Source organism: Klebsiella sp. CD33 (genome assembly GCF_051992865.1).
In the GTDB taxonomy this organism is placed as follows: domain Bacteria; phylum Pseudomonadota; class Gammaproteobacteria; order Enterobacterales; family Enterobacteriaceae; genus Klebsiella; species Klebsiella pneumoniae.
The window spans coordinates 4,040,112-4,064,297 of the sequence record NZ_CP197023.1; the positions used below are offsets into that span (position 1 = coordinate 4,040,112).

The window sequence follows — 24,186 nt, forward strand, 5'->3', positions numbered from 1 at the left end:
TAAAAAATACTTAAAAAAACAAAACGAGGGAGACTTTATAAAAGGGAGATGACAGAAAAATGACGGCATCCTTGTCGTGTCACAAAGACTAGCTACGAGGATGCCGCAACAGCTTCTTTAGATATTGCTGCAGCAGCATCGCATCATGGTCGTTGACCGGCGGACAGGGCGTCACCTGGTCAATCGCCTGTTCTATATCCTGAATCAATGCCTGCTGGGCATCATGCTCCATATGGCGCAATAATGCGGTGACCACGATCTCCAGCGCTTCAACCTGCACCGTCAGTTCCTTTGCTTCTTCTTCCTTTTGCGCCAGTTTAACCAGTAACTCAGCAATGAGATTCTTCATAGCACCAGTTCCTTATGCGAGGCCTGTTTTGATTGGGATGTCATACGCGATGACGGACCTCAGAATTACTTAAATTAAGAATCATCGCAACACCCAATATACAGCGAAACGTTTTACCACAATAAAATACCACTATAAATAGTATTGTTTAATCATGACCGGGGTTGCTTATAACCAGATTGCCTGGAAAATAATAAAATGGAATAGCGTTCACGCCATGACGATAACAAAAAGTAATAGTAAATCCGCTGACGGCGAATAATGCTGACGGTATCGCAATAAATACCGCCAGCAGAGGTTCAGGCGTTAGCCCGGCGGGTTTGGCGCAGCATCCACGCCAGTTGCCAGAGGTTAATGAAAACGATAATGGCGGTGGCAATAAACACCCAGCGGAAGCCGGCCATGGCTGACACAGAGGCGCCAATTAGCGGCCCGGCGACGTTGCCCAGATACATAAACGACTGGTTATAGCCAAAGATACGCCCGGTGACGCTGTCGCTGCTGTACTTCAGCAATAAGGTCTGCACCGCCGGGAGCATCGCGCCATCGGCAAAGCCGAGCAGAAAACGCAGCGTACCCAATTGCAGCGGGGTGGTGACAAAGGACATGGCGAAGAACATCACCACCGCGCAGCAGAGCGTCGCCAGCAGGATCCGCGAGGTGCCGATGCGGTCGCCAAGCTTACCCAACCGTGGCGCAGAAATCAGTGCCGACACGCCGGGCACCGCGGCGATCATCCCGGCCAGAAAAGCGATATTGTTGCTGTCCGGCGCCATCGACTTAATAAACAGCGCCAGAATCGGGCCGATTGAGCCGTTGCACAATTGGATCACCAGGGTGGTGAAGAACAGGCTGATCACCAGCCCCGGATAGGGCAAAGAGGCAAAGACTTGTTTCCCGGTGAGACTCTCGCTTTTGCTGACCTGCGGGCGAACGCCCTCTTTAATCAGAAACAGGGTCACCAGAAAACTGATGGTCAGCAGGATCGCCGTAATAAAAAAGACCATCCGCAGCCCGACGTGGTCCGCCAGGAAACCGCCCAGCAGCGGACCGCCGATCACCCCGCTAATTTGCGCCGTCGACAGCGTGCTTAGCGCCCAGCCGCTGCGCTCGCGCGGCACCTGGGAGGCCACCAGCGCCATGGCGTTGGGAATATAACCGGAGGTTAAGCCCATGATCGCCCGCAGGATAAACAGCTGCCAGACGTTGGTGGCGAAAGCCTGCAGTAAAATGGCAATCGCCATCCCCAACGAGGCGCGCAGCAGCATGAGCTTGCGGCCTTTACGGTCCGCCAGGCTTCCCCACATTGGCGAGACGATCGCCGAGACAAGAAAAGTGACGCTGAAGGTCAGCCCCGACCACATCGATAGCGCTTCATGCGAGGTGACGCCGAGCTGGGAGACGTAGAGGGGTAAAAAGGGGAGAATTTGACTGATCGCCAGGCCGGTAAAAAAGCAACCAAACCAGACGGAGATGAGATTAACCTTCCAGGATTCCATAACTACGCGTATTCATTAATGATTTGCCAATTATTATCTAGCTTAGCAATTTCATCCCACTGGTGTACTACCATAGATGCGCTGGCGGTGAGTTTGGTGTTTTATGGCTGCGGATGAGAGCCTGACGAAGCATTTTCTGGTCATTTAGACTGCTCATAGCGCTTTATGCTCAAAAGCAGAAGCCCTGGCCGCGCATGCCGAAATGAAAATGGTTGGCGTGAGCCGCGTTGTACTCTGGCCCCAGCGCGTTACCGAAGTAATGGCAGCTGCTGTTCAACAGCGCCGCCAGCCAGGGGCGCGAAGTCTCGCTCCGCCAGCCCTGCAGGACGCTAACGCGTCTACCGTCCGCCAGACGGAAACCGCTGACGTCCAGCGCGTCCGCCGTGGCGTGTTCACTGCGCCGCGCCTGTTGACGATGGTAAATATTGCGGCAGGCAAAGCTGCCGAGATGATCGATCTGACGCAGGTCGCTCGCCATCAGCTGCCGGGTCAGCGGCTTCGCCTGCTGCTCGATGTACAGCGCGCTGCTCAGCGCCAGCGGGCAGCTGGCGAGAAAACTACTGCTCAACTGCACCGAGCCAAAATTCGCCACCCGCACCACGTTACGCAGAGGGCAGCTTCCCTCGCTGTCGGCCACCGGCCGGCTGGCGATAAGCCGCCGGCGATTGGCTTCCGCCAGCAGGGAGGCGCACTGGTCTGCCGTCAGCCTGCGCAGCTTAAACGACGTCAGCCAGCCCGGGGGATCGTCCAGCGCCAGCGGCGCCAGCGGATTCAGGTGCGGCGGCAGATTGCGGTATCCCAACAGGCCCGCGCCGAGCAGCCCGGCCAGCACCAGCAGCGTCTTTCCTCTCACGCCCACTCCCGTCAATTGATCAGGTAAATATTATGGCAGCCAGGCAGCGGTTTCACATGGTATGTTATGCCCTTTGATGTTATCTGGATGGAAGTTGAAATGGCAAAGATGAGGGTTGGGATCGTTTTTGGCGGCAAGTCGGCGGAGCATGAAGTGTCGCTGCAGTCAGCGAAGAATATCGTGGAAGCGATTGATAAATCGCGCTTCGATGTGGTTCTGTTGGGTATTGATAAACAGGGGCTGTGGCACATCAACGACGCCGGCAACTACCTGCTCAACGCACAGGATCCTGCCCGCATTGCCCTGCGCCCTTCCACGGTGACTCTGGCGCAGATCCCGGGCCGCGAAGCGCAGCAGCTGATTAACGCCGAAAGCGGCCAACCGCTGGCGGCCATCGATGTGATTTTCCCGATCGTCCACGGCACGCTGGGTGAAGATGGCTCCCTGCAGGGGATGCTGCGCATGGCGAATCTGCCGTTCGTCGGCTCCGATGTGCTGGGCTCTGCGGCCTGTATGGACAAAGACGTGACCAAACGTCTGCTGCGCGACGCCGGGCTCGCCGTCGCCCCGTTTATCACACTCACCCGCGCCAACCGCGCGCAGTTCAGCTTTGCCGATGTCGAAGCGAAGCTGGGCCTGCCGCTGTTCGTTAAGCCGGCTAATCAGGGATCGTCGGTTGGCGTCAGCAAAGTTAAAAACGAAGAGCAGTACCATCAGGCGGTGGCCCTGGCCTTCGAATTTGACCATAAAGTGGTGGTGGAGCAAGGCATTAAAGGGCGGGAAATTGAGTGTGCGGTGCTGGGTAACGACCACCCGCAGGCCAGCACCTGCGGTGAAATCGTCCTCAACAGCGAGTTTTACGCCTACGACACCAAGTATATCGACGATCAGGGCGCGCAGGTGGTAGTCCCGGCCGCTATCGCCCCTGAGATCCACGACAAAATTCGCGCTATCGCGGTGCAGGCCTACCAGACCCTGGGCTGCAGCGGCATGGCTCGTGTCGACGTGTTCCTCACCGCCGACAACGAGGTGGTGATCAACGAGATCAACACCCTGCCGGGCTTTACCAACATCAGCATGTATCCGAAGCTGTGGCAGGCCAGCGGTCTCGACTACACCAGCCTGATCACCCGCCTGATTGAGCTGGCGCTGGAGCGCCATGCCGCGGACCGGGCGCTGAAAACCTCCATGAACTAAAACGCGTTTTACCCCGCCTGGCAGCGGCGGCCTCAGGCCTCTTCTGCCGGGCGGCGGCGGATCACAAAGCCCGCAATCCAGAAGCTAATGACCCAGGTGATCAGACCGACGACGTAGGATTGCCACCCCTGAGTTTCAAACCCCAGCAGCCCCACCACGCCATTAAGAATAAAAATCAACCCCAGCGCCACGGCGTAGTAGTGCCAATCGCGGCGAATTTTATCAGTGAGCTTCATGCGGCCTCCAACAGCAAAAAACGCATCTTCGCATAGCCGCCCGCGGCGGTCTGTAGCGATATGGAGAATGTTGCTGGATTGCGACGCCGCTCTCCCTTTTGTGCTCCTGTGGCGCGGTTAACACAACGGCGAAAACAGGATTATTCCTGGACGGCAATTACCAGCAATCTGATACTGATGATGGCCCCTGACTGCCAGAATACCTGACATAGAGCTGGAGAAAAAACCAGCAGCGCAGATGTGGGAGGGCCTATGGCTGAATTCAGTTTTTCAAAATCGCTTTTGGGAAATAAAAAAAGGGGCGCGCTGACCGGCAGCCATGTCGCCTACGGGCTGTTCGTGTTGATCTGCTGCTGGGCCGGCGCGCAGATGCTCAGCATGCTGATCCACGCCCCGGGGGTATTTGAACGCCTGATGCAAGCCCAGGACGCCAGCCGTCCGCAAGTCGACATCAGCCTCGCCGTGGGTACCCTCTTTGGTCTGATCCCTTTCCTGATCGGCTGCACGTTCATCGGGGTACTGGCGCTTATCGTGCGCTGGCGTCAGCGCCGTTAACGCCGCGCCATACAGTTTGCCCGCCGCTCATCAACCCGTTTCGCAAACCACGCCGTCGTCAGATTTCGGGTGATTTTTGGACTCTCCAGCTGGATCCCTGGCAACATCTCCCGCGGCAGGGTTTTGCCCGCCTTTTTCTCGGCGAGACGGAAAACCTGCTGATAGAGATCGGTCTTCTCAAACGCCAGGCTGTCGCCCTTTTTCAACTGACGATGGATCTCGCTGTCGCTCATCCCCAGCTGGCTCGCCAGGCGACGCACCGCCAGCTCGGTGCTGCCCGGCTCCTCGCTGTCGTAGCGGATAAGGTCGCCGTCGAGCGCCAGTTTTACCCCGCTGGCTTTCACCACCGCGTTCTGGAAGGCGGCGTTACGGCTGGCGTACCAGCCGGCGTTGAAGTCGGCAAAGCGGTACAATGGCGCACTATAACTGGCCGGATAGTTCAGCAGATGATAGGTGCCAAACCACAGGCCACCGCGCAGACTGAAGACCTCCTGGCGCACCGTGCCGTTCATTTTCCACGGGTAGCCGGAGGTGTGCTGCTCGGCAAAAGCAATGCTGACCTGCATCGGCCCCCCGGTGTGCACCGGGTTAAGGGAACCGAACAGCTTCTGCCCCATCGGCACCATCCCGATAAAGTCATCAAAAATGGCGCTCAACTGCTTTTCCGTCTTCACATTGTCCAGACGGTCGCTATAGCTTTTACCGTTTGGCGAGGTGATCTTCAGCGCGGTATGGACCAGAAACGGCGGAATGTGCATTTTTTCCGCCCGGCGGTCAATTTCCTGCCAGGCGATTTTATTCAGCCCCGGCACCACCGGATCGGACTGATAGTTAGACTCTTGCTGCGCGACCGCCAGCACCGAGCAGACGTTTTCTTCCGTCGGCGCCAGCTTCTGGCTGTCAAACGCGGTGGCGATGGCTTGCGCCCAGGCCTCCCGATCCTTGACGCTGGCTGGCATTTTCTGCCGCACCACCGACGCCACGTCAACAGGCTTCTCGCCCTCTTTCAGCGCCGGAGCCTGCTGGCTGGTACAGGCGCTCAGCGCCATGGCCGCCAGCAGCGTCAATGAAACGGGAATAATGCGCGATAAACGTGCGGCCATTATGCTTCCTTGTCTTGATTAACGTAATGTCGGGATCGCTTCCTGCAGCGGTTTGCCGTCCAGCTCGCGTTCAAAACTGCGCAGACGTTTGTAGATGGACATCAGTTCCACCAGCGTTGTCCACGAGCTGATCAGGTACTGGAACGAGCCGCGCACCTGGCCGAAGACGTTGGTAATTTGCGTCATCAGCCCGAGGGTAATCGTACCGGCAACGATCGACGGAAACAGCAGGAAAAGGCCGAAAACGTTATCCACCTGCAGATAGAGGATGCGGGCGATATTGAAATACATATAGTGGAAATAGAGACGGAAATAGTTGCGACGCACCGCGCGGAATAGCTCGCGCACCGTCGGCGGCGTGGCGCGAGTTTCATCGTCCTCGCCGTAAACCAGCTCTTTACGATAGGCCGCTTCCACGCGCTGGTTTTTAAACTCCAGGCCCGGCAGCTTAATCCCCACCACCGCCAGCAGGCCGGTACCCATCAGCGACCAGACGATAGCGGCAATCACCAGGCCATACGGCAGATGGCCGACGATAGGCAGGTCGGGAACATGTTCGGAGAGCGTCACCAGCACCGGCAGGAAGGCGATCAGGGTCATCACCGCGTTGATAAAGCTCACGCCCATATCTTCGAGGGTGGAAGCAAAACGCATGGTATCTTCCTGCACACGCTGCGCGGCGCCTTCGATATGGCGCAGATGCTGCCAGTGGGCCATATAGTGCTCGTTCATCGCCGTGCGCCATCGGAAGACGTAGTGGCTGACGAAGAAGTTGTTCATCACGCCAATAATCACCGCGATGATCGCGATGCCGAGAAAGACGCCGATTTCCTGATAAAACTGGTTGATGCTGACCTTATGCGGGGTGGCCAGCGCGCTCTGGATCAGGTCGTAGAACGGCGCATACCAGGCGTTGATCGCCACCCCGACTTCCACCAGAAACCAGGTGACGAAGATGATGAGCGAGGTGCCGAGAATCGACCAGTACTGCCAGCGGTGCGGGCAGTAGACAAACCAGAACAGCGCGAACACGCCGACGCAAAACAGATAGTAAGCGTAGAACACCAGATAGTTGAGCGACCAGAAGCGCGCCGCGCTGATCGCCACATTTTGCGATGCCCCGGTGACCCGCAGCAGCCAGTCGCCGCCGCCCGCCTGCCAAAAGATCACGGCCAGCAGCGACCAGATAAAGGCAGAAATAAAAAACGGCCCCGGTTTGGGGAAAAAAGATTTAAACATCATTGTCTCCTGCTAACTTCTTATCGTTCTGCTATTGCTGTGTACGACGCATACGTCGGCCGCCGCGTGGATGAGCCCTCGCGGGACAGACGAATGATAAGACCGGATATCAACAGCTTAGTTCTGCTGCCATGCGTGCAGAATTGTTTCTGTGGGTTTCACCTGTAAAGGATTGCCAGGAATGGTCAGCGTACGCCACACCTCATTGTAGTGGGCGATAAGCGTCGCGGCCTGCGCGGCGGGGCGGTCGGCGGTGGTGTGGGCATCTTCCGCAATAACAATACCGTACCCGCGGCTGGCGCCATTTTTAATGGTGGTATCGAGGCAGTAGTCGGTGGCGCAGCCGCAGATGACGAACTGCTGAATGTCGTGTTCGTCCAGCACCTGCGCCAGCGAGGTGTGATAGAAGGCATCGCAGGCGGTTTTGGTGACATACAGCGCGCCAGCCGGCTGCTCCAGCTCAGGAAGCAGGGCAAAGCCTTCGCTGCCGGCTTCGAGGCCGCCGGCTTCATCATGCTGAATGAAAATAACCTTGTCCGCCGCGCGCACCAGACGATTAATTTGCGCGACGCAGCGCTCGCGCGCCAGACGCGGCGTGGCGAACACGCCGTTTTGCATATCCACGACCATCACTACCCGTTGAGCCGTCATTGTTCTCTCCCACGAACCTTCAGCCAAACGGTCATCATACGCGCCGGCGAAAAAAGCCGGTATCCGAAAGCGTAAAAAAGTCTTTTTTACGCACAGTTACCTTTTTCCTGCAGGAATGTCGTGAATCCCGCTTTGTTCTGCGCCACTTCGTAGTATAAATACCCTCTTCTTTTTATTTATTTAATGGATGATCTCCGTTGAAACGTAGTTTGCTCATTTTTGCTGCGCTGTGCGCGGCGTCGTGGACCTCGGTGCAGGCCGCACAGCCTACCGTTGACCCGGTTTTCGCCTCGGATGTGGTCGATCGTTACGCCAATCATATCTACTACGGCAGCGGCGCCACCGGCATGGCGCTGGTGGTTATCGATGGCAATCAGCGTGTTTTTCGCAGCTTTGGCGAAACCCGCCCGGGGAATAATCAGCACCCGCAGCTCGACTCGGTGATCCGTATCGCCTCCCTCAGCAAACTGATGACCAGCGAGATGCTGGTGAAGCTGCTCGACCAGGGGGTGGTGAAACTCAACGATCCGCTGAGTAAATACGCCCCGCCGGGCGCCCGGGTGCCTGACTGGCAGGGAAAACCAATCACCCTGGTTAACCTCGCGACCCATACCAGCGCCCTGCCGCGCGAGCAGCCTGGCGGCGCCGCTCATCGTCCGGTGTTTGTCTGGCCGACCCGCCAGCAGCGCTGGAACTGGCTCTCTACCGCGACCCTGAAGACCGCGCCGGGCTCGCAGGCCGCCTACTCCAATCTGGCCTTCGATTTACTGGCGGACGCGCTCTCCACCGCCGCCGGCAAACCGTATCCGCAGCTGTTTGAAGAACAGATCACCCGGCCGCTGGGGATGAAGGACACCACCTTTACCCCGTCACCGGATCAGTGCCAGCGGCTGATGATCCCGGAAAAAGGCGCCAGCCCATGCAACAACACCCTGGCGGCGATCGGCAGCGGCGGAGTCTACTCGACGCCGGGGGATATGATGCGCTGGATGCAGCAGTTCCTGTCATCCGATTTCTATACCCGCAGCCAGCAGGCCGACCGGATGCAGACGCTGATTTATCAGCGTAACCAGCTGACCCGGGTGATTGGTATGGACGTGCCGGGCCGCGCAGACGCGCTGGGCCTCGGCTGGGTGTATATGAAGCCGAAGAACGGCCATCCGGGGATTATTCAGAAAACCGGCGGCGGCGGCGGGTTTATCACCTATATGGCGATGAATCCGCAGGCTAACGTTGGCGCCTTTGTAGTGGTAACCCGCTCGCCGTTAACCCGCTTCAACAATATGAGCGATGGCATCAACGACCTGGTCAGCGAGCTGAGCGGCGCACAGCCCAACATGCAGACGGCCAGCCAGTAAGCCCGGGGAAGGTTTCGCCGATGCGCCATAACGATCGTTTTGGCGAAACATCCCGCTGCCATTTCAGTTACACTATCGTCTTTCATTTCACAAAATCAGGCAAACCATGACAGATTTAATCACTCGCCCCCGCCGCCTGCGTCAATCCGCTGCGCTGCGCGCCCTGTTTGAAGAGACAACACTGAGTTTGAACGACCTGGTGTTGCCGATCTTTGTTGAAGAAGAAATTGATGATTACAAAGCGATAGAGGCCATGCCCGGCGTGATGCGCATTCCGGAAAAATATCTGGCGCGCGAGATCGAACGCATCGCCAACGCCGGGATCCGCTCGGTGATGACCTTTGGTATTTCTCATCACACCGATGCCACCGGCAGCGATACCTGGAATGAAAATGGTCTGGTGGCGCGTATGTCGCGGATTTGTAAGTCCACGGTGCCGGAGATGATCGTCATGTCCGATACCTGCTTCTGCGAATATACCTCCCACGGCCACTGCGGCGTGCTGTGCGACCACGGGGTGGATAACGACGCGACCCTGGAAAACCTCGGCAAACAGGCCGTTGTCGCCGCCGCCGCGGGGGCGGATTTCATCGCTCCTTCCGCCGCGATGGACGGTCAGGTGCAGGCGATTCGCCGCTCGCTGGACGCCGCCGGCTTCACCAATACGGCGATCATGTCCTACTCGACCAAGTTCGCTTCTTCCTTCTACGGTCCGTTCCGCGAAGCGGCCGGTACCGCGCTGAAGGGCGATCGGAAAACCTATCAGATGAGCCCGATGAACCGCCGGGAGGCCATTCGCGAGTCGCTGCTCGATGAAGCCCAGGGCGCCGACTGCCTGATGGTGAAACCGGCTGGCGCCTACCTGGATATTCTGCGCGATATCCGCGAACGCAGCGATCTGCCGCTCGGCGCCTATCAGGTCAGCGGTGAGTACGCGATGATCAAATTCGCTGCCCGGGCGGGCGCTATCGATGAAGAGAAAGTGGTTCTGGAAAGCCTCGGCGCTATCAAACGCGCAGGCGCCGACCTGATCTTCAGCTATTTCGCCCTCGATCTGGCCGAGAAAAAGATCCTCCGTTAAACCCGCCCCTCCCCGGTGGCGCTGCGCTTACCGGGGCCCGCAGTCCCATCCCGCATGTAGGCCGGGTCAGGCGCAGCCGCCACCCGGCACAAAAACGTCTCCCTACCCGTTGTCATTGCCCGGCGGCGCTGACGCTTGCGCGGGCCTACGAGCTTGCCGGGCCAGCAGTCCCATCCCGCATATAGGCCAGGTCAGGCGCAGCCGCCACCCGGCACAAAAACGTCTCCCTACCCGTTGCCATTGCCCGGCGGCGCTGACGCTTGCGCGGGCCTACCCCCTTACCGGGGCCCGCAGGCCTATCACGAATGTAGGCCGGGTCAGGCGCAGCCGCCACCCGGCACAAAAACGGCGCCCTACTCGTAGCCATTGCCCGGCGGCGCTGACGCTTGCGCGGGCCTACGAGATTGCCGGGCCCGCAGTCCCATCCCGCATGTAGGCCGGGTCAGGCGCAGCCGCCCCCCGGCACAAAAACGTCTCCCTACCCGTTGCCATTGCCCGGCAGCGCTGACGCTTGCGCGGGCCTACGAGATTGCCGGGCCCGCAGTCCCATCCCGCATGTAGGCCGGGTCAGGCGCAGCCGCCACCCGGCACAAAAACGTCTCCCTATTCGTCGTCTCCCCCGCTGCGACCGAAACTTCACCCAACTGTAATCTGAACGACATCTCCACCTTCTACTGTCTGGGCAGGACGGAGGAGGAGCCACTATGTTTAGTCTCGACAACGTACTCGATGACCTGTGGCCTCAGGCGAGGCCCGCCCCCTGGCAAAAGAAACTGTTAAAAAAGCTATTTTATGAGGAAGAGTTTCAACAATTTGCCGACCGTCACCGCCACCTGAAGGGGCTTGATACGGTCGAACAGGTGCTGGAATACCTCAATATCCGCTGTGCCATCCCGGCGCACGATCTCGAACAAATCCCCGAATATGGCCCGCTGGTCATTATCGCCAACCACCCCACCGGCACCCTCGACGGCCTGGCGCTCCTGTATGCGGTATCCCGCGTGCGCCGCGATGTCAAAGTGGTCACCAACCGCATGCTCACCCACCTTGAGCCCCTGAGCTCGCTGTTTATCCCGGTAGACAATATTCATGGCCGCACCGCTAAAGCGGCGCTGCAGCAGATGGACCAGCAGCTGCAGGCCGGCGGGGTGCTGATCTTCTTCCCGGCGGGGGAAGTCTCCCGTCTGACCCGCCACGGTATCCGCGATAAAAAATGGCACTCCGGCTTTATTAAGCTGGCGGCAAAATATCGCGCCCCGCTGCTGCCGGCGTGGATTAAGGCCCGCAACAGCGCCCTGTTTTACGCCAGCACGCTGGTCTCCGACGACCTGCCGCTACTCCTGCTGATGCAGCAGATGTTTCGCCGGCGCAACAGCAGCCTGCCGGTGCGTATCGGCCAGCAGATCCCCTGGTCGAACTGGTTCGATGCGCAGTCCAGCGCTCGCGAGCTTACCGGCCGCTGCTATCAGCACCTTGAACAGCTGCGCAAAGGGCTGCCGGGGCGGTTTAAAACAGAAAGCGCCATCGCCCGTCCGGAAGACCGGGCGCTGCTCAAACGCGAACTGCACAAGGCCGAATGCCTGGGCCGCACCGCCGATGGCAAAGTGATTTACCTCTGGCAGCGCAACGGCCAGGAGGACGCGCCGCTGCTGCGCGAGCTGGGACGCCTGCGGGAAATCGCCTTCCGCGCGGTCGGGGAAGGCAGCGGCAAAAGGCGGGATATCGACGGGTATGACGACGACTATCTGCATCTGATCCTGTGGGATGAAGAAGACCTCGAGATCGTCGGCGCTTACCGCTTTATGCCGACGGCTATCCAGTTGGCAAAGCGCGGCCTGGAGGGGATCTACAGTTACAGTCTGTTCCATTACGACGGGCGGATGGACGATGTCCTGCAGCACGGCATTGAGCTGGGGCGCAGCTTTATCCAGCCGCGCTACTGGGGGCGTCGCGGGCTGGACTACCTGTGGTCCGGCATCGGCGCTTATCTGGCGCGCTATCCGCACTATCGCTATCTGTTTGGTCCGGTGTCGATTTCTGGCGGATTGCCGCCCGCCGCCCGCGATCTGCTGGTGGCGTTCTACCGGCTGTGGTTCCCGGCGACGCATCCGCTGGCGGAGTCGCGTCGACCTTATCCGGCGTCGCTGCCCGACGTGCTGGCGCAGTTTGGCGGGGAGGATTACAACGACGATCTGGCCCGGCTGAAGTCCCTGCTCGGCAATCTCGGCTGCGCGATCCCCCCGCTGTATAAGCAGTACTCGGAAGTGTGCGAGCCGGGCGGCGTGCAGTTTATCGATTTCGGCAGCGATCCGGATTTCAACAACTGCGTGGATGGTCTGGTGCTGGTGGATCTCACCTACCTGAAGGCCAATCGCTACCAGCGCTATATTGGCGCGCATCTGGGTGCGCAAAAATCGGCATAAACGCTTTTTCCCGGCTTGCGGCGCGTTGCGCCTTAGCCGGGCTATGGTTCACCGTTTCCGACGGTTCGGTAGCCCGGAAAAGGCGCGTCAGGCGACGCCTCCGGAAAGCAGCGGGCAATGTTCTCCGCGGCTCGCGGCTGATGCCTTAACCGGCTACAAGCCTTACCCCGCCCGGTAATACGGCTTATCGCCGAGGATCGTCGCCCGGTGCATGATCCGCCGCTGCGGCAGATAGTCGGCGTTGGCGTAATGCTGCGTCACCCGGTTATCCCAGATAGCGACATCGTTCGGCTGCCAGCGCCAGCGCACCTGAAACTCCGGTTTAGTGACATGAGCAAACAGGAAGTTCAGCAGCGCTGCGCTCTCTTTCTCACTCACCTCGACAATTCGCGTGGTAAAGCCTTCATTAACGAACAGCGCCTGCTTGCCGGTCACCGGGTGGGTACGCACCACCGGGTGCAGCAGCGGCGGATGCTTCGCCACCGCTTCCTGCCAGCGCCGATGCTCGGCTTCGGTCTTGTTGTACTTATACTCCTGGAACGATTTGCGGAAATCGTGTTCGGCATGCAGGCCGCTCAGCAGCTGCCGGAAAGGTTCTGACAGCGCTTCCCAGGCGGCGATGCCGCTGGTCCACAGGGTGTCCCCACCGGTCGTCGGCAGCTCTTTCGCCGCCAGAATGGCGCCGGCGGGCGGCGTGTCGATAAAGGTGACATCGGTATGCCAGTTGTCATTATCCGGCGGATTATCGTTGTGGGTATCGAGGACGATAATCTCCTCCACGCCAGGGGCGTGAGGGTAGACCGGATGGATATGCAGGTCGCCAAACCGCAGCGCCAGGTCGCGCTGTTGCGCCGGGGTGATATTTTGCTCGCGCAGGAATACCACCTGATGACGCAGCACCGCGTGATACAGCTGTTCAAACTGGTTGTCGCTCAACGGACGGGTTAAATCTGCCCCGCTCACCTGCGCGCCAATATACGGCCCCAGCGGGGTAATGCTCAGACGTTCACTCATTGTACTTCTCCATGCCAGGGCGTCAGGCGCCGCTGCAGCGCGCGCAGACCCAGTTCCAGTAAAAAGGCGATAATGGCAATCACCGCGATCCCCGCCAGCACCACATCGGTGGCGAGAAACTCGCCGGCAGACTGCACCATAAATCCTAATCCGCGGGTGGCGGCGATCAGCTCTGCGGCCACCAGCGTTGACCAGCCCACCCCGAGACCAATGCGCAGCCCGGTGAGGATCTCCGGCAGCGCGCCGGGCAGGATCACCAGCCACAGCACCTGCGCCCGGCTGGCGCCCAGCGAACGGGCGGCGCGAATCCGCACCTGCTGCGCGCTTTTTACCCCTGCCAGCGCCGACATGGCTACCGGCGCGAAAATCGCCAGGTAGATCAGCAGGATCTTCGAGGTTTCACCGATGCCAAACCAGATCACCATCAGCGGTAAGTAGGCCAGCGGCGGTACCGGACGATAGAGTTCGATCAGCGGGTCGAGGATCCCGCGCACCGTCGAGTTGAGCCCCATGGCGATCCCCACCGGTACGCCAATAAGCACTGCCGCCAGCAGGGCGATAACGATCCGCGTCAGGCTCGCCGCCAGGTGCTGCCAGAGCGTCGCATCCATAAAGCCCTGCGGCCCGGCGATGGTGATAAGCTTCTGCAGCACCTGGCCCGGCGGCGGCAGAAACAGCGGGCTAATCAGCTGCAGCGCCGCGACCGCCCACCAGACGGCCAGCAATACCGCCAGGGTCGCCACGCTGAGGGTGAGCTGGCGGGAGAGCGGCCAGCGCCACTTCAGCGTCGACTGACGCGGTTTGTCGTTCAGTACCACGCTCATGAGAAAGCCTCCCGTTGATCAAACACCCGGCTCAGAATGTATTCCCGCTGTTCAATAAAGCGCGGGTCGGATTTGATGCTGCGGCAGGATTCGCCCGCGACAAAGCGACGGCTGAAATCAAGCGGCAGCCTCTCCACCACTCGTCCCGGCCCCGGCGACAGCAGCACCAGCTCGGTCGCCATAAAAATGGCCTCTTCAATATCATGGGTGATCAGCAGCACCTGTTTGCCGGTCTCATGCCACAGTTTCAGCAGCAGCGTCTGCATCTGCTCGCGGGTAAAGGCGTCAAGCGCGCCGAAGGGCTCGTCCAGCAGCAACAGCTGCGGATTCGCCGCCAGCGCCCGGGCGATGCCCACCCGCTGGCGTTGACCGCCGGACAGTTGCCAGATAAAGCGCTTTTCCGCCCCTTCGAGCCCCACCTTCTTCAGCATCTGCGCCGCCGCTTGCCGGCGCTGCGCTTTATCCACGCCCGCCAGCTGGAGGCCCAGCGCCACGTTATCCTGCACATTGCGCCACGGCAGCAGACCTTCATTCTGGAAGACCACCCCGCGCTCTGCGCCCGGCCCGGCCACCCGCTGACCTTCGAGGGTGATGCTGCCGTGCTGATAGGGCACGAATCCGGCAATCAGGTTCAGCAGGGTAGTTTTACCGCAGCCCGAAGGCCCCAGCACCACCAACAGCTCCCCACTCTCCAGCGTCAGGTTGATATCCGCCAGCGCCGGTTTACCGCCGTAGTCGGCGGAAAGATGCGAGATTTGCAGCATCGCCGCCTCCTTTACTTCACAAAGCGGTCAGTAACGTACTGACGATAATCGGTTCCCGCCGCAGGCACTTTGCCCTGCTCTTTCAGGAAGCGCGCGGTATCGACGATGGCCTGATTGACCGGCCCGTTCAGCGCCTGCGCCTGCTCAGCGGCGGTGAGATAGGTATTGCCCTTCACCAGCCCGGGGACATCGGCTTCCGGCACGCCGCTCAGGCGCGCCAGCTTGCTGATGTTGTCCGGCTGTTTTAGCCATGCCTCCGGGTTGGCGATGTAGGGCTGCTGGGCGTCGATGGCGCTTTTAGCAAACGCTTTGACGATCTCCGGATGCTGCTCGGCGAAGTCCTTACGGACCACCCAGACGTCAAGGGTCGGCGCGCCCCACTCCCCAACCTGAGAAGAATCGGTCAGCACCTTGCCCTCTTTTTCCAGTTCGTTAACCGCTGGCGCCCAGACGTAAGCGCCATCGATATCCCCGCGCTGCCAGGCGGCGATAATCGCCGGCGGCTGCAGGTTAATAATCTGTACCTGGCCCGGCTTGATGCCCCAGTGTTTGAGCGCCGACAGCAGGCTGTAGTGGGTGGTGGAGATAAACGGCACGGCGATGCGCTTGCCGATCAGATCTTCCGGTTTGGTAATGCTTTTCTTCACCACCAGCGCTTCGGAGTTGCCGAGCTTTGAGGCAAGCAGGAACACTTCAATCGGCACCTGCTGGCTGGCGGCCACCGCCAGCGGGCTGGAGCCAATATTACCGATCTGCACATCGCCGGAGGCCAGGGCGCGTACCACGCTGGCGCCGCTGTCAAATTTCCGCCAGTCGACGGTCGCCCCGCTGGTTTTGGCGAAGGTGTTGTCCGCCTGGGCGACTTTCGCCGGCTCAGCGGAGGTTTGATACGCCACGGTAACGTTGACCGCCTGCGCCTGGAAGGCGGCAACAGCCAGCGCCGCCAGAAGAGTAATTCGCGATGTGAATGCCATAATGTCTGCTTCCCCTGAGTTGTTATAGGTGCAGTATTTCCGGCATCAGGATGGAGATGAAGTAATTAAAAATTCTGGCTAATAGCGAATCGTTTTTAGAACAAAAGCGGGAAAGGATAGTTGGTTTTGTGCGGTGAGTTAGTGGCAGATGGTTGGCGCCGGGCGGCGGCGACGGTTCGCGCAATATGTAGGCCGGGTAAGCGCAGCGCCACCCGGCAAAAACTTAGCGCTTCGCGTTAAGCGCGGCGATGTCCTTCGGCGTGGTGCGGCAGCAGCCGCCGATCAGCTTCGCCCCGGCCGCCAGCCACTGCGGCAGATAATCCGCCAGGCTGGCGCAGGCTTCGCCATGATGGTGCCAGGTCTTGCTCACCGCATCATAATGTTCGCCGGAGTTAGGATAGACCACCAGCGGCAGGGCCGTCAGGCTGTGCAGATGCGCCAGCGCCGCGGGCGTATTTTCCAGGGCGATACAGTTGATCCCCACCGCCACCACCTGCGGGTTATCCGCCAGGGCGGCCATCACCTCGCGCAGCGGCGTGCCGTCGCTGAGATGTTCGGCGTCGCGCAGCGTGAAGGAGTACCAGGCGCGGGCGCGGGGATACTCCTGCAGCAGGGCCGCCAGGGCCTGGATCTCAGCGAATGACGGCAGGGTTTCACAGGCCAGCAAGTCGGCGCCGGCATCCAGCAGCGCTTCGACGCGCGGGCGGTGGAAGGCCTGGAACTCTGCCGCGCTGCGCTGATAATCGCCGCGATACTCCGAGCCGTCGGCGAGAAACGCGCCATACGGCCCCACCGAACCGGCCACCAACAGCGTACCGGCCTGCGGGTTCTCGGCGAGGTACGCCTCGCGCGCTTTGCGCGCCAGCTCGACGCTTTTGCCGATTAGCGCCCGGGACTGCGCCTCATCCAGCCCGCGCGCGGCAAAGCCCGCCGGAGTGGCCTGATAGCTGGCGGTGATCGCCACCTGCGCCCCGGCGCGAAAGTAGTCGAGATGCACATCGCGGATCAGCTGCGGGTTCTCCAGCAGCACTTTCGCCGACCACAGGCTGTCGGCCAGATCGCAGCCGCGGGCCTCCAGCTCGGTGGCCATGGCGCCGTCCAGCAGCACGAAAGGCTGGGCGGCAAGCAGGGCGGTAAACGGATTAGTCTGCGACATGTTGGGGCTCCTGAGTCATATTCCGTGAACGAGTAAGATACCAGGCACCATAGCACAGGGCCACAAAGGGGATCCCGCACCACAGCGCAATTCTCTGGCTCGGGTCAAAAGCGAGGCCCACGCAGGCCACCAGGCACAGCACAAAGCCCAGAACGGGCACTACCGGATACCAGGGAGCGCGATACTGCAGATCGCTCAGCGCCTTACCCTGCTGCAGATGGCGGCGGCGGAACATAAAGTGCGAGGCGCAGATGCTCAACCACACCGCCACCACCGCAAAACCGGAGATCGCCGACAGCGCGACAAACACCGTATCTGGCGCCACCACGCTGGAGAACAGCGCCAGCACGCCGCCCAGCATACTCACCGACAGGGCGGTCACCGGCACGCCCCGTTTATTGACTTTGGCAAAGCAGGCCGGCAGCGTCTTCTCGTTCGATAGCGACCAGAGCATCCGCCCGGAAGCGTACAGGCCGGAGTTAGCCGCCGACAGGATCGCCGTCAGGATCACGAAGTTGAACATGTCCGCCGCATAAGGGATGCCCACCTTCTCAAACACCAGCACGAAGGGGCTTTTCTCCACTCCCGCCTGCTGCATTGGGATCAGCGCCGCCAGCACAAACACGGTGCCGATAAAGAAAATAATCAGCCGGGCGATGGTGGTGCGGATGGCAACCGGAATAACCTTATGCGGGTTTTCCGTCTCTCCGGCGGCAATGCCGATAAGCTCCGTCCCGGAGAAGGCGAAGTTCACCGCCACCATGGTCATCAGGATCGGCAGGCCGCCGTGCGGGAACCAGCCTTCGGCGGTGATATTGCGCAGGCCCGGCGCCGGGGAGCCATCCTGCATCGGAATGATGCCGAAAATGGCCGCGCCGCCGAGAATAATAAACGCGACGATGGTGATCACTTTCACCAGCGAGAACCAGAACTCGCCTTCGGCGAAGAAGCGCGTCGAAATGATGTTAAGGCCGAAGATCACTGCGCAGAACACCACGCACCAGATCCAGACCGGCACCTGCGGGAACCAGTACTGCATGCAGAATCCCGCCGCGGTGAAGCTCGACCCCAGCGCCACCGTCCACGTTAACCAGTAGAGCCACGCCACGGTATAGCCCGTCGCCGGGCCAAGATATCGCGCCGCGTAAACGTGGAAAGCGCCGGTCTCTGGCATCGCCACCGACAGTTCGCCAAGGCACTGCATCACCAGCCAGACCACCAGGGCGCCAATCAGATACGCCAGCAGCGTCCCGGCCGCGCCGGTGGTGGAGATGATATAGCCGGTATTGAAGAATAAGCCGGTGCCAATCACGCCGCCGAGCGACAGCATGATCAGATGGCGCGTTTTCATGGTGCGCTTCAGCTGCCCACCTTGTTGTTGTGTTGTGCTTTGCATTTTATTTTCTCACGCCAGCCCGCTTGCCCGGGTCATGCTGCGTATAAACGTATAGACATCTAAACATCCAAAAGAAGAAGTGTTATACCGTGCCGCCGCTGAAAAAGCAAAGCCGCTGCACCAGCGGGCGCGCCGACAGCGTGCAGCCTGCCCCATTTTTGCGCAGCGCCAGCGGGCGCGCCACGGACTGACGCCTTATCGCGGCAGGCAACGTTCTGGCACTCTCTTTGCAGCCTGTCGTTCAGCACCTTTCTATCTGGCGAGGCAATACGTATGACAGAGCAAACCACCACCTTAAAAAGAACGCTCGGTAGTTTTCGTTTATGGGGGATCGCCGTCGGACTGGTGATATCCGGGGAGTACTTCGGCTGGAGCTACGGCTGGTCGCAGGCGGGCACGATGGGGTTTATGGTCGTCGCCCTGGCGGTCGCCGCCATGTACTGCGCCTTTATTTTCAGCTTTACCGAGCTGACCACCGCCATCCCGCACGCTGGCGGCCCTTTCGCCTATGCCTACCGCGCCTTCGGGCCCACCGGCGGCTTTATCGCTGGTTTTGCCACCCTGATTGAATTCGTCTTCGCCCCGCCGGCCATCGCCATGGCCATCGGGGCCTACCTCAACGTGCAGTTTCCGGCGCTGGATCCGAAATGGGTCGCCTGCGGGGCCTACGTGATCTTTATGACGCTCAATATTCTCGGCGTCGGCATCGCCGCCACCTTCGAGCTGATCGTCACTCTGCTGGCCATCTTCGAGCTGCTGGTGTTCATGGGCGTGGTCGCCCCCGGCTTCTCCTGGAGCCACTTCACCACTAACGGCTGGGCGGGCGCGGACAGCTTCAGCGGCCTGGCGCTGCCGGGGATGTTCGCCGCCATTCCGTTCGCCATCTGGTTCTTCCTCGCCATTGAGGGGGCCTCCATGGCGGCCGAAGAGGCCAAAGATCCGCAGCGCACCATTCCCCGCGCCCTGGGCGGCGGCATTCTGACGCTGACGGTGCTGGCGATCGGCGTGATGGTCTTCGCCGGCGGCGTCGGCGACTGGCGCGCGCTGTCCAATATTAACGATCCGCTGCCCCAGGCGATGAAGACGGTGGTGGGCAACGGCAGCGGCTGGCTGCATATGCTGGTGTGGCTGGGGCTGTTTGGCCTCGTCGCCTCCTTCCACGGCATCATTATGGGCTACTCGCGGCAGATCTACTCCCTCGCCCGCGCCGGCTATCTGCCCGCCGGGCTGGCCTCCCTCAACCGCCGCACCCGCACCCCGCATCTGGCGATCCTTGCCGGGGGCGTGGTGGGGATCGCCGCGATCTTCTCCGACTCGCTGATCACCATCAGCGGCATGCCGCTGACCGCCTGCATCGTCACCATGTCGGTATTTGGGGCTATTGTTATGTATATCACTTCCATGGCGGCGCTGTTCAAACTGCGCCGTAGCGAGCCGAAGCTGATCCGTCCGTTCCGCGCCCCGCTCTACCCGCTGGCGCCGGCCTTTGCCCTCGGCATGGCGGTGCTCTGCCTGGTGGCGATGGTCTGGTATAACCTGCTGTTGGCGCTGATTTTCGCGGCGATGATGCTCGGCGGCTACCTGTGGTTCCGCAAAACCGCAGCGGCCCGTGAACGGGCGCCAGTGGATCCTCAACTGCGCACGGTCTCCTGAGGAGGCGGCATGTATAAAACCACGCTATCGGGCCAGGTATGGCGCTTTGATAGTCTGAAAACGTTGATGGCGAAAGCGTCGCCAGCCCGCTCCGGCGACGCCCTCGCAGGGATTATCGCCACCTCAGCCGAAGAGCGGATGGCGGCGAAAATGGCCCTCGCCGAGGTGCCGCTGACCGACATTCTCGACAACCCGCTTATCCCTTACGAGCAGGACGAAGTGACTCGCCTGATCCTCGACACCCATGATGCGCAGGGCTTTGCCGCCCTGCGTCACCTGACGGTCGGCGATTTTCGCGACTGGCTGCTGGATGATGCTACCGATACCGCCACGCTGCAGCGGGTCGCCCGCGCCATCACCCCGGAGATGGCGGCGGCGGTCAGTAAGCTGATGCGCAATCAGGATCTGATCCTTGCCGCCAGCAAATGCCAGGTGGTGACGCGCTTTCGCAACACCATCGGCCTGCCCGGCCACCTCAGCGTACGCCTGCAGCCCAACCATCCTACCGACGACCTGAAAGGCATCGCCGCCAGTATGCTCGACGGGCTGCTGTACGGCGCCGGGGACGCGGTGATCGGCATCAACCCGGCCAGCGACAGCTTACCGGTGCTGGCGCAGCTGAACGTCATGCTGGACGATATTATTCAGCGCTTCGCCATCCCTACCCAGTCCTGCATTCTGACCCATGTGACCAATACGCTGCAGCTGATTGAGCGCGGCGCGCCGGTGGATCTGGTGTTCCAGTCGGTGGCCGGTACCGAAGCGGCCAACAGCGGCTTCGGCATCAATCTTGCCATGCTGCAGGAGGCCCGCGAGGCGGCCCTGAGCCTCAGGCGCGGTACCCTCGGCAGCAATGTGATGTATTTTGAGACCGGCCAGGGAAGCTGCCTGTCGGCCAACGCCCACCACGGCGTCGATCAGCAAACCTGTGAGGCGCGGGCCTACGCCGTCGCCCGCCACTTTGAACCGCTACTGGTCAATACCGTGGTCGGTTTTATCGGTCCGGAGTATCTCTACGACGGCAAGCAGATTATTCGCGCCGGGCTGGAGGATCATTTCTGCGGCAAGCTGATGGGCCTGCCGATCGGCTGCGACGTCTGCTATACCAACCACGCGGAAGCGGATCAGGATGATATGGACACCCTGCTGACCTTGCTGTGCGCCGCCGGGCTCACCTTCCTGATAGGCGTGCCCGGAGCGGACGATATCATGCTCAATTACCAGAGCACCTCGTTCCATGACGCGCTGTACGCCCGTCGTCTGCTGGGCTTAAAGCATGCCCCGGAGTTCGCCGACTGGCTGGCGAAGATGCAGATTATCGATCCGCACGGCGCGCTGCGGCTCACCGACGCCCGCCATCCGCTGCTGTCCGTCCTGCCGCAAGGAGCCTCCGTATGAACCGTCCCGATGCCTGGAACCCGCTGCGTGAATTTACCGATGCGCGGATCGCCCTGGGGCGCAGCGGCGCCAGTCTGCCGACCCGCGAAGTCCTCAACTTTGGTCTGGCCCACGCCAGAGCGCGGGATGCCATTCATCAGCCGTTCGCCAGCCAACAATTGGTGGCGCCGCTGGCGGCGCTCGGCCTCGAGGCCCTGACGGTGCACAGCGCCGCGCCGGACCGTCATACCTATCTGCGGCGCCCGGATCTCGGGCGGCAGCTCGCCGATGAGAGTCGCGCCGACCTCGCCGCCAGCGGCGTCCGCCCCGCCGACCTGCTGCTGGTGATCGGCGACGGCCTCTCTTCCTGGGCGGTAGAGCGCCAGGCGGTGCCGTTGATCCGCGCCCTGCTGCCCTATCTGCGGACGCTGGGTATCGGCCTGGCGCCGGTGGTGCTGGCGCATCAGTCACGGGTGGCGCTGGGGGATGATATTGGCGAAACCCTGAAAGCCCGCGCGGTGGCGATCCTGATTGGCGAACGACCGGGTCTCTCCTCGCCGGACAGCCTCGGCGTCTACCTCACCTGGCAGCCCCATCGTCAGCGCCTGGAGTCTGAGCGCAACTGTATCTCCAATATTCGGCCGGAGGGATTAAGCCATGACGCCGCCGCCTTTAAACTGGCCTGGCTGCTGGAGCAGGCTTTTTTGCGCCGGCTTACCGGGGTGGGTCTGAAAGATGAAAGCGATAATCCGGCGCTGCATGGTAAAATAAAACCGTTGCCCCCTTTAAAATAATAAGTCACGCGAGCAGCAGAATAGATTTTTAATATTATCTTGTGCACCTGACTTTATATTCCGCCGCGTGCTGAAATTGCCCGGCGGCGCTTCGCTGGTACGGGTCTACGGAAGCCGTGCCAGCGGTTTATATGGCTTATTTTTCAGGCCGGGTAAGGCGCCAGTCGCCCCCCGGCAAAATGCTTTCACCGTACCAAAAACCGTGTTGTCGCCAGCCTTATGCCCTTCCCTGCAGGTAATAAGAATATTGCATGAGTAAAAACGAAACGGACGTTGTAAGGTAAATCAGCGCATTAAAAATACCCGTCATACTTCAAGTTGCATGTGCGTTGGCTGCGTTCTCTCCCCAGTCACTTACTTCTGTAAGCGTCTGGGGACTCGCTTACTTGCCGCCTTCATGCGACTCGAATTAATTAGGGTATATATCTCGTTATCTATTCAACATAACAGCCAATAATTCGCCGGATACGCTGGCGCATTATTCCTCAATGTTATGCAGTCATTGATGGTTAAAGATAAATAATCGACCGACGGAGAAATACCAATGAAATCGTTTTCCGGGAAAGCGTCTTTAATGGCCACGCTGGTTGCCGCGCTGGTCGGCGCCAGCAGCGCGCAGGCAGGGGAAATTAAAATCGGGGTGGTATTACCCCTGAGCGGCGCCCTCAGCGGCTATGGCCAGCCGTCGCAGAAAGGGCTGGACATTATTCAGGCCATTACCCCGACGTTAAAAAATGGCGATACCATCAAGCTTATCGTTATCGATGATAAAAGCGACAAAGTCGAAGCGGCCAACGCCATGCAGCGCCTGGTCTCCAGCGATAAAGTGGATGCCGTGATCGGGGAAGTCACTTCCTCCAACACCCTGGCGATGACCAAAATCGCCGACGACAGCAAAACGCCGCTGGTCTCCTCCACCGCCACCAACGACCGCGTCACCCGCAACCATCCCTACGTCAGCCGGGTCTGCTTCTCGGACAGCTTCCAGGGGGTGGTCGGGGCCAATCTGGCCTCCCGCGATCTGAAAGCCAAAACCGCCGCCATCGTGTTTGACAGCAGCAACGACTACTCCGTCGGCCTGGCGAAAGCGTTCCGCACCCAGTTCCTGAAAAACGGCGGCACCATTCCCATCGAGGTCCAGGCCCCGGGCGGCAGCAAGGACTTTAAAGCCCAGCTGGCGAGCGTCAAGGCGAAGAATGTCGACATGATTTACATGCCGATCTACTACACCGAAGGGGCGCTGATTGCCGTGCAGTCTAAACAGCTGGGGCTCAACAAACCGGTGGTGGGCGGCGACGGTCTGGCCGCGGATCAGGTCTTCTTCGATGTCGGTAAAGACGCGGTCAACGGCTATATGACCACCGATTATTACTCGCCGAACGCCAAAGAGCAGACCCCGGCGGGGGAAACCTTCATCAAAGCCTGGGAAGCCAAATACCAGCAGCCGACCCATACCTGGGGCGCAATGGCGGCGGACGCCTATAACGTCATCGTCAACGCCATGAACCAGTGCAGCGATCCCCACGATCGGGTCTGCGTAAATGAAAAAATCCGCGCCACCAAAGATTTCCAGGGGGTGACCGGCACGCTGACGTTACAGAACGGCGACGCCATTCGCAGCGCGGTCATCAACGAAGTGAAAGATGGCAAGCTGGCGTTTCGTACCGTGGTTAACCCTTAAGTTGTGACG

At 60.3% G+C, this 24,186-nt stretch carries 24 protein-coding genes; 9 read left to right on the forward strand and 15 right to left on the reverse strand.

Going from position 1 to position 24,186, the window contains the following annotated elements; translation table 11 throughout:
• Positions 1-88: 88 nt before the first annotated feature.
• From iraP to ACR809_RS19920, 3 genes are all read right to left on the reverse strand, one after another.
• A complete protein-coding gene (gene iraP / locus ACR809_RS19910; RefSeq protein ID WP_002890221.1) occupies positions 89-349 on the reverse strand; it encodes an anti-adapter protein IraP in 261 nt (86 codons plus the stop codon).
• A 299-nt stretch (positions 350-648) separates the two neighbouring features.
• Positions 649-1,848 carry a multidrug efflux MFS transporter gene (locus tag ACR809_RS19915; protein ID WP_080882632.1) on the reverse strand — a complete coding sequence of 400 codons (1,200 nt, stop codon included), beginning with the start codon at positions 1,846-1,848 and terminating at the stop codon, positions 649-651.
• 169 nt (positions 1,849-2,017) lie between these two features.
• On the reverse strand, positions 2,018-2,701 hold the full coding sequence (locus ACR809_RS19920) for an extensin-like domain-containing protein (RefSeq protein WP_014907985.1): 684 nt from the start codon (positions 2,699-2,701) through the stop codon (positions 2,018-2,020).
• Between the two features lie 99 nt (positions 2,702-2,800).
• On the opposite strand from ACR809_RS19920, the gene ddlA reads away from it, so the two are divergent.
• Positions 2,801-3,898 carry a D-alanine--D-alanine ligase gene (gene ddlA, locus ACR809_RS19925; RefSeq protein ID WP_004893950.1) on the forward strand — a complete coding sequence of 366 codons (1,098 nt, stop codon included), beginning with the start codon at positions 2,801-2,803 and terminating at the stop codon, positions 3,896-3,898.
• A gap of 32 nt (positions 3,899-3,930) precedes the next feature.
• Here the strand turns inward: ddlA and ACR809_RS19930 are convergent, their stop codons facing one another.
• Positions 3,931-4,134, reverse strand: a complete 204-nt coding sequence (locus ACR809_RS19930; protein WP_117079596.1) for a DUF2754 family protein — start codon at positions 4,132-4,134, stop codon at positions 3,931-3,933.
• A gap of 252 nt (positions 4,135-4,386) precedes the next feature.
• On the opposite strand from ACR809_RS19930, the gene ACR809_RS19935 reads away from it, so the two are divergent.
• Positions 4,387-4,689 carry a YaiY family protein gene (locus ACR809_RS19935; RefSeq protein ID WP_002890210.1) on the forward strand — a complete coding sequence of 101 codons (303 nt, stop codon included), beginning with the start codon at positions 4,387-4,389 and terminating at the stop codon, positions 4,687-4,689.
• Here ACR809_RS19935 and ACR809_RS19940 read toward each other — a convergent pair.
• From ACR809_RS19940 to ACR809_RS19950, 3 genes are all read right to left on the reverse strand, one after another.
• Entirely contained in the window at positions 4,686-5,792 is a 1,107-nt protein-coding gene (locus tag ACR809_RS19940; protein WP_004183146.1) for a DUF1615 domain-containing protein, read from the reverse strand. The genes ACR809_RS19935 and ACR809_RS19940 overlap by 4 nt on opposite strands.
• Before the next feature lie 18 nt (positions 5,793-5,810).
• Positions 5,811-7,031 (reverse strand): peptide antibiotic transporter SbmA, encoded by a 1,221-nt coding sequence (gene sbmA / locus ACR809_RS19945; RefSeq protein ID WP_002890204.1) that lies wholly within the window; start codon positions 7,029-7,031, stop codon positions 5,811-5,813.
• A 117-nt stretch (positions 7,032-7,148) separates the two neighbouring features.
• Positions 7,149-7,661 (reverse strand): isochorismatase family protein, encoded by a 513-nt coding sequence (locus ACR809_RS19950; protein WP_072143249.1) that lies wholly within the window; start codon positions 7,659-7,661, stop codon positions 7,149-7,151.
• Positions 7,662-7,879: 218 nt separating this feature from the next.
• Between ACR809_RS19950 and ampH the strand changes: the two genes are divergently transcribed.
• The 3 genes from ampH to ACR809_RS19965 all read left to right on the forward strand — a co-directional run bounded on the left by ampH (position 7,880) and on the right by ACR809_RS19965 (position 12,544).
• Entirely contained in the window at positions 7,880-9,040 is a 1,161-nt protein-coding gene (ampH, locus tag ACR809_RS19955) for a D-alanyl-D-alanine-carboxypeptidase/endopeptidase AmpH (protein WP_004178722.1), read from the forward strand.
• A gap of 106 nt (positions 9,041-9,146) precedes the next feature.
• Positions 9,147-10,121, forward strand: coding sequence for a porphobilinogen synthase (gene hemB / locus ACR809_RS19960; RefSeq protein WP_040245734.1), 975 nt, complete (start codon positions 9,147-9,149; stop codon positions 10,119-10,121).
• A 704-nt stretch (positions 10,122-10,825) separates the two neighbouring features.
• A complete protein-coding gene (locus ACR809_RS19965; RefSeq protein WP_122051527.1) occupies positions 10,826-12,544 on the forward strand; it encodes a lysophospholipid acyltransferase family protein in 1,719 nt (572 codons plus the stop codon).
• Between the two features lie 162 nt (positions 12,545-12,706).
• Here ACR809_RS19965 and tauD read toward each other — a convergent pair whose 3' ends face one another.
• The 7 genes from tauD to ACR809_RS20000 all read right to left on the reverse strand — a co-directional run bounded on the left by tauD (position 12,707) and on the right by ACR809_RS20000 (position 18,883).
• A complete protein-coding gene (gene tauD, locus ACR809_RS19970) occupies positions 12,707-13,558 on the reverse strand; it encodes a taurine dioxygenase (RefSeq protein WP_004147277.1) in 852 nt (283 codons plus the stop codon).
• Positions 13,555-14,382 carry a taurine ABC transporter permease TauC gene (gene tauC, locus ACR809_RS19975; protein ID WP_004144603.1) on the reverse strand — a complete coding sequence of 276 codons (828 nt, stop codon included), beginning with the start codon at positions 14,380-14,382 and terminating at the stop codon, positions 13,555-13,557. Before tauC ends, tauD begins: the two co-directional genes overlap by 4 nt.
• Entirely contained in the window at positions 14,379-15,146 is a 768-nt protein-coding gene (gene tauB / locus ACR809_RS19980; RefSeq protein WP_002890194.1) for a taurine ABC transporter ATP-binding subunit, read from the reverse strand. Before tauB ends, tauC begins: the two co-directional genes overlap by 4 nt.
• Before the next feature lie 11 nt (positions 15,147-15,157).
• Complete coding sequence (tauA, locus tag ACR809_RS19985; RefSeq protein WP_002890192.1) at positions 15,158-16,120, reverse strand: taurine ABC transporter substrate-binding protein; 963 nt, start codon at positions 16,118-16,120, stop codon at positions 15,158-15,160.
• A 223-nt stretch (positions 16,121-16,343) separates the two neighbouring features.
• Entirely contained in the window at positions 16,344-17,276 is a 933-nt protein-coding gene (gene mmuM / locus ACR809_RS19990; protein WP_004144601.1) for a homocysteine S-methyltransferase, read from the reverse strand.
• On the reverse strand, positions 17,263-18,672 hold the full coding sequence (gene mmuP, locus ACR809_RS19995) for an S-methylmethionine permease (protein WP_002890161.1): 1,410 nt from the start codon (positions 18,670-18,672) through the stop codon (positions 17,263-17,265). Before mmuP ends, mmuM begins: the two co-directional genes overlap by 14 nt.
• 82 nt (positions 18,673-18,754) lie before the next feature.
• Complete coding sequence (locus tag ACR809_RS20000; protein ID WP_021441263.1) at positions 18,755-18,883, reverse strand: hypothetical protein; 129 nt, start codon at positions 18,881-18,883, stop codon at positions 18,755-18,757.
• Between the two features lie 62 nt (positions 18,884-18,945).
• On the opposite strand from ACR809_RS20000, the gene eat reads away from it, so the two are divergent.
• The 3 genes from eat to eutC are packed head-to-tail and all read left to right on the forward strand — an operon-like array spanning position 18,946 to position 22,496.
• Complete coding sequence (eat, locus tag ACR809_RS20005) at positions 18,946-20,325, forward strand: ethanolamine permease (protein WP_021441262.1); 1,380 nt, start codon at positions 18,946-18,948, stop codon at positions 20,323-20,325.
• Positions 20,326-20,334: 9 nt separating this feature from the next.
• On the forward strand, positions 20,335-21,723 hold the full coding sequence (locus tag ACR809_RS20010) for an ethanolamine ammonia-lyase subunit EutB (protein ID WP_004144598.1): 1,389 nt from the start codon (positions 20,335-20,337) through the stop codon (positions 21,721-21,723).
• Positions 21,720-22,496 (forward strand): ethanolamine ammonia-lyase subunit EutC, encoded by a 777-nt coding sequence (gene eutC, locus ACR809_RS20015; protein WP_004147268.1) that lies wholly within the window; start codon positions 21,720-21,722, stop codon positions 22,494-22,496. Before ACR809_RS20010 ends, eutC begins: the two co-directional genes overlap by 4 nt.
• A 438-nt stretch (positions 22,497-22,934) precedes the next feature.
• Here the strand turns inward: eutC and ACR809_RS20020 are convergent, their stop codons facing one another.
• Entirely contained in the window at positions 22,935-23,078 is a 144-nt protein-coding gene (locus ACR809_RS20020; protein ID WP_004144596.1) for a hypothetical protein, read from the reverse strand.
• Here ACR809_RS20020 and ACR809_RS20025 point away from each other — a divergent pair.
• The gene (locus ACR809_RS20025; RefSeq protein ID WP_162992558.1) at positions 23,071-24,177 is read left to right on the forward strand and encodes an ABC transporter substrate-binding protein; all 1,107 of its coding nucleotides are present in this window, start codon (positions 23,071-23,073) and stop codon (positions 24,175-24,177) included. The two genes, ACR809_RS20020 and ACR809_RS20025, sit on opposite strands and share 8 nt — an antisense overlap.
• The last annotated feature ends 9 nt before the right edge of the window (positions 24,178-24,186 follow it).